1 pseudogene is annotated in these 1,183 nt (G+C 52.5%); it reads left to right on the forward strand.

The features are described 5' to 3' along the window. A pseudogene (gene tuf / locus HA48_RS22325) lies at positions 1 to 1,178 on the forward strand (elongation factor Tu); the annotation flags it as partial. Positions 1,179 to 1,183: the final 5 nt, after the last annotated feature.

Genomic DNA, 1,183 nt, shown 5'->3' on the forward strand with positions numbered 1-1,183 from the left:
AAAGAGCAATTTCAACGTAACAAACTGCACGTAAACGTGGGCACCATCGGTCACGTTGACCACGGTAAAACCACTCTGACTGCAGCGATCACCACCGTTCTGGCTAAAACCTACGGCGGTAAAGCAAGCAAATTCGATGAGATCGATAAAGCGCCAGAAGAGAAAGCTCGTGGTATCACCATCAATACTTCTCACGTAGAGTATGAAACCCCGACCCGTCACTATGCACACGTTGACTGCCCGGGCCACGCCGACTATGTGAAAAACATGATCACCGGTGCTGCGCAGATGGACGGCGCGATCCTGGTTGTTGCTGCGACTGATGGCCCTATGCCACAGACCCGTGAGCACATCCTGCTGGGTCGTCAGGTTGGCGTTCCTTACATCATCGTGTTCCTGAACAAGTGCGACATGGTTGATGACGAAGAGCTGCTGGAACTGGTTGAGATGGAAGTCCGCGATCTGCTGTCTTCTTACGACTTCCCGGGTGACGATACCCCAATCGTACGCGGTTCTGCTCTGAAAGCGCTGGAAGGCGAAGCTGAGTGGGAAGAGAAGATCATTGAACTGGCTGGTCATCTGGATAACTACATCCCGGAGCCAGTACGTGCAATTGACATGCCTTCCTGCTGCCAATCGAAGACGTATTCTCAATCTCTGGCCGTGGTACTGTTGTTACCGGTCGTGTTGAACGCGGTATCGTGAAAGTCGGCGACGAAGTTGAAGTTGTTGGCCTTAAAGATACTGTGAAATCAACCTGTACTGGTGTTGAGATGTTCCGCAAACTGCTGGACCAGGGTCAGGCAGGCGAGAACTGTGGTGTTCTGCTGCGTGGTATCAAGCGCGAAGATATCGAGCGTGGTCAGGTTCTGGCTAAGCCGGGTACCATCAAGCCACATACCCAGTTCACTTCAGAAGTTTACGTTCTGTCTAAAGACGAAGGCGGCCGTCATACTCCGTTCTTCAAAGGCTACCGTCCACAGTTCTACTTCCGTACTACTGACGTGACCGGCGACGTTCAGCTGCCAGAAGGCGTTGAGATGGTAATGCCAGGCGACAACGTGAAAATGACTGTTACCCTGATCAAGCCAATCGCGATGGACCAGGGTCTGCGTTTCGCAATCCGTGAAGGCGGCCGTACCGTTGGCGCGGGCGTTGTTGCAGAAATTATTGCTTAATTGCA

Source organism: Pantoea wallisii (assembly GCF_002095485.1).
In the GTDB taxonomy this organism is placed as follows: Bacteria; Pseudomonadota; Gammaproteobacteria; order Enterobacterales; family Enterobacteriaceae; genus Pantoea; species Pantoea wallisii.